Origin of the sequence: Streptomyces sp. URMC 123, from assembly GCF_051386515.1 — a bacterium.
In the GTDB taxonomy this organism is placed as follows: domain Bacteria; phylum Actinomycetota; class Actinomycetes; order Streptomycetales; family Streptomycetaceae; genus Streptomyces.
The window spans coordinates 1-7,071 of the sequence record NZ_JBPQTV010000336.1 but is presented as its reverse complement, the minus strand read 5'-3'; the positions used below and the strand labels follow the sequence as shown (position 1 = coordinate 7,071).

Sequence of the window (7,071 nt, the reverse complement as noted above, 5' to 3'; positions counted from 1 at the left end):
GTCGGGCGGGGGCTGTACGGGGTCGGGCCGGGCGGAGCCCGAAGGGTTCCGCCGGAAAAAGGGTTGGCGCCCCGTCAGCCTTCTCGCCTACGCTCCGGCGAGAACAGCCGTACGCGAGAACAGCAGAACAGCCGAGAGAGCAGGAGGTGGACGCCGATGTTTGCCGTCGCGCAGGGCGCTGCCCGCACCCAGGAAGACATCCCCACCTCTTTCGTGGCCTCCGGCTGACTTCTTTCGACAGTTTCGACAGTTCGACTGCACGCGCGCCGAGCGCGCCGCCGGGGCCACCCTTCGAAGGGTTTCCCCTTGTTCCACGCATCTCTCAACCCGTCCACCACGACGCCGTCCCGCGCGCCGTCCACCGGGGCTCCCCATGACGTCCTCGTGCCGTACGGCTGGGACGCAGACTGGGCCGCCGCGTTCGACGCGCACGCCTCGGCCTTCGACGCACACGCCGGCACCGGTCTCGTACCGGGCCGGATCGCCCGCGTCGACCGGGGCCGCTGCGACCTCGTCGTCGCCGACGGCCCCGGCGGCACCGCCGTCGTCCAGGCCGACACCGCGCCGGTCGCCACCCCCGACCCCGTCGCCTTCCCCTGCACCGGGGACTGGGCGGTGCTCGACACCGGGCAGGGGGCCGTCACCGCGCTGCTGCCGCGCCGCACGGCGTTCGTGCGCGCCACGTCCTCCGAGCGGTCCGAGGGCCAGATCCTCGCCGCCAACGTCGACCACGCGATCGTCGCCGCCCCGCTCTCGGCCGAGGTGGACCTCGGCCGCGTCGAGCGCTTCCTCGCCCTCGCCTGGGAGAGCGGCGCCCAGCCGCTCGTGGTCCTCACCAAGGCGGACCTCGTGCCCGACGCGGAGGGCCTCGGGTACCTCGTCGACGATGTGCGCTCCGCCGCGCCGGGCGCCCAGGTCATCGCGGTGAGCGCCGAGACCGGACAGGGCATCGACGAGCTGAGGGCCCACCTCGGCCGGGGGACCGCCGTCCTGCTGGGCCAGTCCGGGGCCGGCAAGTCGACCCTGGCCAACGCGCTCCTCGGCGCGGACCTCCAGGAGGTGAACGCCGTCCGCGACCGGGACGGCAAGGGCCGGCACACCACCACCACCCGCAACCTGTTCGCCGTGCCCGGCGGCGGGGTGCTGATCGACACCCCGGGGCTGCGGGGCGTCGGGATCTGGGACGCCGGGGCGGGCGTCGCCCAGGTCTTCGCCGAGATCGAGGCGCTGGCCGAGCGGTGCCGCTTCCACGACTGCGCGCACGCCGCGGAGCCCGGCTGCGCGGTGCGCGCCGCCGTCGAGGACGGCGAGCTGCCGCAGCGGCGCCTGGAGAGCTACGGCAAGCTGCTCCGGGAGAACCAGCGGCTGGCGGCCCGCACGGACGCCCGGCTCCGCGCCGAACTGCGCCGCGACTGGAAGCGCAAGCAGGAGCAGGGGCGGCAGATGGTGCAGTGGAAGCGCGGGGGCGCTCCTCGCTGAGCGCCTGTCTTCATGCCTTGTTTGGGCGGGTCGCGGTGTCCGGCGCGGGCGCCTGTCGGCGGTCGCGGCGGAAGGGCCGCAGGGCGGGGGCCGCCCTGACCCCCGGAGCCACCGGGGCCGGAGGCCACCGGGCCCGGGTGACCGCCACGGCCCGGGCGGCCACCGGCTATCGGCCACTGGCCGCTGGCAGGGGACCGGTCGCCGGCCCTGGGCGACCGGCCACGGTCCCGGTCACCGGCCGGCCGAAAGCAGCGGCTCCGCCTGGCGCGGGCGCCCTGCCCGGCCCCGGGCGACGGCCCCAGGCCACCAACCACCGGCCCCGGCCCTGGGCCCCGGCTCCGGCCCCGGGCCACCAGCCGTCGGCTGCCGAAATCAGCGCGTCCGCCTGGCGTGGGTGCCCTGCCCGGCCCCGGCCGCCGGTCCCGGGCCACCGGCCGCCGAGCCCGGGTGACCGCCACGGTCCGGGTGGCCGCCGAGCCCGGGCCCGCGGCCCACGGGCCCGGTCCCGGCCCCGGGCCACCGGCCGTCGGCCGCCGGAATCAGCGCTTCGCCGTGGCGCGTCCGCCCGGAGCGGGCGCCCCGCCCGGCTCCGGGCCACGGCCCCGGGCCACCGACCACCGGCCCACGATCCCGGGCCCCGGGCCACCGGTCGCCGGCCCCGGGCTACGGCCCTCGGCCACCGGCCGCCAACCCTGCGCGACCGGCCCCGGCCCTGGCCTCGGGCGACGGCCCTGGCCACCGGCCGCCGAGCCCGGGTGGCCGCCGGCCCTGGCCCCGGTCCCGGTCCGTGGCCACCGGCCACGGCCCCGGGTCACCGACCACCGGTCCAGGGGACCGGTCGCCGGCCTTGGGAGACCGGCCACGGCCCCGGCCCTGGGCCACCGGGCACCGGCCAGCGGCCGCCGGAAACAACGCGTCCGCCGCGGCGCGGGCGTCCCGCCCGGCCCCGGGGCGGGGCCGCCCCGCGCGGCCTCGTCGAATCCCCTGTCGCATTTCCGCCAGTCGCCCGCCCCGCCATGGCGGAGACTGGGGAGCGTGATGGACGACGACGCCCGCTACGAGGCGGTGACCAGCCGCGACGCCCGCTTCGACGGAGAGTTCCTCTTCGCCGTGGCCACCACCGGCATCTACTGCCGGCCGAGCTGCCCCGCCATCACCCCCAAGCGGCACAACGTCCGCTTCTTCCCCTCCTCCGCCGCCGCGCAGCGCGCCGGCTTCCGGGCCTGCCGCCGCTGCCGCCCGGACGCCGTCCCCGGCTCGGCGGAGTGGAACGTCCGCGCCGACCTCGTCGGCCGGGCGATGCGGCTGATCGCCGACGGGGTGGTGGACCGCGAGGGTGTCGCGGGGCTCGCGCACCGGCTGGGCTACAGCCCCCGGCAGGTGCAGCGCCAGCTCACCGCCGAGCTGGGCGCCGGACCGGTGGCCCTCGCCCGCGCCCAGCGGGCGCACACCGCCCGGGTCCTGCTGCAGACCACCGCGCTGCCCGTGACCGAGGTGGCCTTCGCCGCCGGCTTCGCCAGCGTCCGGCAGTTCAACGACACCCTGCGCGAGATCTACGCGCTCACCCCCAGCGCGCTGCGGCGGTCCGCCCGCCGCGCCCCCGCCCCGGACGGCGGCCGGGCCGGGCTCCCCCTGCGCCTGGCCCACCGGGGCCCGTACGCCGCCCGGGAGATGTTCGACTTCCTCCAGCGGCGGCTGGTGGACGGCGTCGAGGAGATGACGGGCGGGCCCGGCCGGCGCGTCTACCGCAGGACCCTCGGCCTGCCGCACGGCACGGCGGTCGCCGAGGTCGACGAGCCCACGCGGCCCGGCGGCTGGCTGTCGTGCCGGCTGCACCTCGCCGACCTGCGGGATCTGACCACCGCCGTGCAGCGGCTGCGGCGCCTGTTCGACCTGGACGCCGACCCGTACGCGGTCGCCGAGCGGCTCGGCGCCGACCCGGCTCTCGGCCCGCTGGTCGCCGCGCGGCCGGGGCTGCGCTCCCCGGGCGCCGTCGACCCGTTCGAGGTCGCCGTACGGGCGGTGGTCGGCCACCGGGCCCCCGCCGGGGCCGCGGCGCGGCGGCTCGCCGCGCTGGTGAGCGCCCACGGCAAGCCGCTGACCGCGCCGGACGGCGGGCTCACCCATGTGTTCCCGGAGCCGGGGAGCATCGCGGACGCGGCGCTCGACGAGCCGGGGCCCGGCGATCCGCGCGACCCGCGGGGGCCGGACGGTCCGCGCGGCCGGCCGGGCCCGGACGATCCGCGGGGCCGGCTCGGGCTCCCGGACGCCACCCGCCGCACGCTGCGGGCCCTCGCCGACGCGGCCGCGCACCTCGACCCGGGCGCCGACCGGGACGCCGCCGAGCAGGCGCTGCTCGCCCTGCCGGGCATCGGCCCCCGGACCGCCGGCACCATCCGGATGCGCGCCCTCGGCGACCCCGACGTGTTCCTGCCGGACGACGCCGGCGTACGGCGGGGCCTGGCGGCCATCGGCGCGGACCCCGGCGCCGCGGAGAGCTGGCGGCCCTGGCGCTCGTACGCCGTGCACCACCTGTGGAACGCGACGTGTTCGGACACCCGTTCGGACACCCGTTCAGAGGCCCGTGCAGGGGTCCGTGCGGGGGCCCGAGCAGAGACGCGTTCGAGAACCCGTTCGGAGACGAAGGAACGATGACCCTCTACACCACCCATGACAGCCCCCTGGGCGAACTGCTCCTCCTCGGACGGGAGTCGGCGACCGCACCCGGCGGCACCGCCCTGACGTCCCTGTCGGTGCCCGGCCAGAAGGGCGGCGCGAGCGTGCCGGCCGACGGACGGCGGGCGCCCGGGGCCTTCACGGAGGCGTGCCGGCAGCTCGACGCGTACTTCGCCGGCGAACTCCAGGAGTTCACCCTCGCCTACGCCGCGGAGGGCACCGCCTTCCGCCGGCGGGTCTGGGACGCGCTCGACGCCGTCCCGTACGGCGCCACCACCACGTACGGCGAGATCGCCGCCCGCGTCGGCGCCCCGCGCGCCGCCGTACGCGCCGTGGGCGGGGCGATCGGCGCCAACCCGCTGCTGGTCCTGCGCCCCTGCCATCGGGTGATCGGCGCGAACGGCGCCCTCACCGGGTACGCCGGGGGGCTGGAGCGCAAGCGCGCGCTCCTGGCGCTGGAGGGCTCGGCCCGATCCGCAGCGCCGGCGGCCGGCGGCTGAACCACGGGGCGAGTGGACCGGCCCCGGTGCGAGCGGACCGGCCCCGGCGCGGGCCGTTCCGCTCGACCGGGGCGGCTCGCGCGGCGCTGCTCAGCCCGAGAGCACCGCGCCCACCCACGCCCCCACCACCAGCAGACAGAACAGCAGCTCGACCAGCATGCTCAGACCGGCCGCCCGCAGGGCCACCCGCGTGGACAGCCACGCCTCGCCACGCGCCCCGAGCCGGGCCCGCTCCCGCGCGTACAGCCCCCCGACGAAGCCGAGCGGACACCCGATCACCGGCACGACGGCGAAGCCGGCGATGCCCACCAGCCCCGCGACGAACAGCGTCCGCCACGACACCCCCGCGTCGCTCGGCCGGCGGGCCGGCAGCAGCCGCTTCAGCGCCTGGTGGAACAGCAGCGCCCCGGTGGCGCCGATCAGCACCCACCAGGCCGCCCCGGAGCGCTCGGCCATCGACCACCACAGCACGCCGGCCCAGACCACCGGCGGCCCGGGCAGACCGGGGACCAGCACGCCCAGCAGGCCGAGCAGCATCACCGTCCCGATGGCGACCAGCTGCCACGTCCCCATGCGCCCAGGGTGCCGGACGGCGCGGCCGGGCGCCCACCGGGCCGTCGCCCGCCCCTCCGCGCTTTCCCGTGCGGTGCGGCTCGGCGCCGCACCGGGCCGTCCTGTGCCGCCTCGTGCCGCTCAGTGCGGGTCGCGCGCTATCCAGCCGCGCTCGTACACGTGCCAGCCCAGCTGGAGCCGGGTCGCCACCCCCGTTAGCTCCATCAGCCGCTTCACCCGCCGCTGCACCGTACGCAGCCCCAGGTCCAGCTGCTTCGCCACGCTCGCGTCCGTCAGCCCCGCCAGCAACAGCGACAGGACCTCCAGATCCGTGGCGTCGGGGCCGTCCGGCGGCTGCGCCTCGCACGTCGTGCCGTCCGCCCCGATCCGTATCGGCAGCGCCTGCCGCCACACCCGGTCGAACAGGCCCAGCAGCGAGTCCAGCAGCCCGCTCGCGTGGACGACCAGCGCGGACGGCTCGGCCGTACGGTCGGTCAGCGGCACCATCGCGAGCGCGCGATCCGCGATCACCACCTTCGCCGGCACCCACTCGGCCACCCGGACGCACTCCGGCCCGCCGGCCGCCCGCGCCCAGCGCGTCATCCCGGCCGGGCCCGCGGGCGGCCCCTGCTCCAGCACCACGCGGTGCCGCACGCCCGGCCGTACGGCGGGCTCCGCCGGCTCCTCCGCCTCCCCCGTCTCCGTCTCCGTGTCCGGGTCCGAGTCCGCGCCGGGGATCAGGGCGCACACCTCGCGCCGCGCGCCCAGCCGCAGCTGGGCGAACCGCTGTGCGACCGCGTCGGCCCCGGTCACCACCTCGACCAGGTCGTGCGCGTCGGGCTCCGCGCCCTCGGCCCGGTACTCCGTCGCGAGCGCCTCGGCCTCCCGCTCGGCCCGCTCCAGCGCCTGCCGCTGCCGGGTGAGCAGCGCCCGCAGCGCCACCTCGGGCGGGGCCGCGACCCAGCGCTCCGGCCGCGCGGAGGACCGGGCGGCCAGGCCCTGGCGCTCCAGTCGGCGCAGCGCGCGCACGGTCTCGTCCTCGGCGAGCGTCGACCTCAGGGCCAGGTCCGACACCTCGGCTGCGCCGAGTTGGACCAGTGTGCGGTACGCCGACTCCTGGGCCTCGTCCAGGCCGATGGCTCTCAGCACGTTTTCCTCCGGGCGGGGTGCGCGACGTTCCGGTTCACGTTGCCTGTGACGTGAGCGTCACGAGCTTCTCCGCGCCTCCGGCGCGACCCCCATTCTCCCGCCCCTCCGGGACGAATCGTCTTCCCGCCCTCCGGCCGGGCCCAGCCTTCCGTCCCCTTCGGGACAGGGCGCTGTCCCTCCGCCTTTCGGGCCTACCCCCTTTCCCTGCCGGAGGGGCGGGACGCTTTCCCGGCCTTCGGCGCGACCCCCTTCCCCGCGCCGCAGGCGCGGGGTCTTGCCCCGGCCGAAGGCCGGGGTGTTTCCCGCCCCTTCGGGACAGGGCGCTGTTCCTACGGCCTTCGGGCCTACCCCCTTTCCCTGCCGGAGGGGCGGGACGCTTTCCCGGCTTTCGGCGCGAAGCCCCCCATTTCCCGCGCCGCAGGCGCGGGGTGGTTTCCCGGCCTTCGGCCGGGGCCGGTTTTTCCGCCCCTTCGGGCCGGACCCCCCTCTCTTCGCCCCGGAGGGGCGAAAAGCTTTCCCGCCCCTTCGGGGCGGGGGGTTGGGTGGTGTTTGCGCGCCCGGTTGCTGGGTGGTGTCGGTGCCGCACCGGGGTACCTCCTCGGCGGCGCACGTGCACGTGGTGTGTTCGGCTTTCTCGCCGTCTCGTGCGCCGCGCTGCGGGGGCACCCCGCTACGTCCCCTCCGGCCGGTTGGGGCGCACAAAGCGGGGTGGGGG

General features: G+C 77.7%; 5 protein-coding genes. 3 read left to right on the top strand and 2 right to left on the bottom strand.

From position 1 onward, the window contains the following. Positions 1-306 precede the first annotated feature (306 nt). The 3 genes from rsgA to ACSNOD_RS26520 all read left to right on the top strand — a co-directional run bounded on the left by rsgA (position 307) and on the right by ACSNOD_RS26520 (position 4,655). Positions 307-1,479, top strand: coding sequence for a ribosome small subunit-dependent GTPase A (rsgA, locus tag ACSNOD_RS26530; RefSeq protein WP_436769589.1), 1,173 nt, complete (start codon positions 307-309; stop codon positions 1,477-1,479). Between the two features lie 1,038 nt (positions 1,480-2,517). After that, positions 2,518-4,134: a DNA-3-methyladenine glycosylase 2 family protein gene (locus tag ACSNOD_RS26525; RefSeq protein WP_436769590.1), complete on the top strand. Its 1,617-nt coding sequence runs from the start codon at positions 2,518-2,520 to the stop codon at positions 4,132-4,134. Continuing rightward, the gene (locus ACSNOD_RS26520; protein ID WP_436769588.1) at positions 4,131-4,655 is read left to right on the top strand and encodes a methylated-DNA--[protein]-cysteine S-methyltransferase; all 525 of its coding nucleotides are present in this window, start codon (positions 4,131-4,133) and stop codon (positions 4,653-4,655) included. Before ACSNOD_RS26525 ends, ACSNOD_RS26520 begins: the two co-directional genes overlap by 4 nt. Before the next feature lie 90 nt (positions 4,656-4,745). On the opposite strand, the gene ACSNOD_RS26515 is transcribed toward ACSNOD_RS26520, so the two are convergent. Together ACSNOD_RS26515 and ACSNOD_RS26510 are read right to left on the bottom strand one after the other, a co-directional pair. Beyond that, complete coding sequence (locus ACSNOD_RS26515; protein WP_436769587.1) at positions 4,746-5,228, bottom strand: DUF456 domain-containing protein; 483 nt, start codon at positions 5,226-5,228, stop codon at positions 4,746-4,748. A 120-nt stretch (positions 5,229-5,348) separates the two neighbouring features. Then, positions 5,349-6,356: a helix-turn-helix domain-containing protein gene (locus ACSNOD_RS26510; RefSeq protein WP_436769586.1), complete on the bottom strand. Its 1,008-nt coding sequence runs from the start codon at positions 6,354-6,356 to the stop codon at positions 5,349-5,351. Positions 6,357-7,071 lie beyond the last annotated feature (715 nt).

What these genes read in the sequence shown, in the direction of transcription:
- ACSNOD_RS26525 (WP_436769590.1), top strand. Translation starts at nt 2,518, where the DNA reads ATGGACGACGACGCCCGCTACGAGGCGGTGACCAGCCGCGACGCCCGC.
- ACSNOD_RS26520 (WP_436769588.1), top strand. Translation starts at nt 4,131, where the DNA reads ATGACCCTCTACACCACCCATGACAGCCCCCTGGGCGAACTGCTCCTC.
- ACSNOD_RS26515 (WP_436769587.1), bottom strand. Translation starts at nt 5,228, where the DNA reads ATGGGGACGTGGCAGCTGGTCGCCATCGGGACGGTGATGCTGCTCGGC.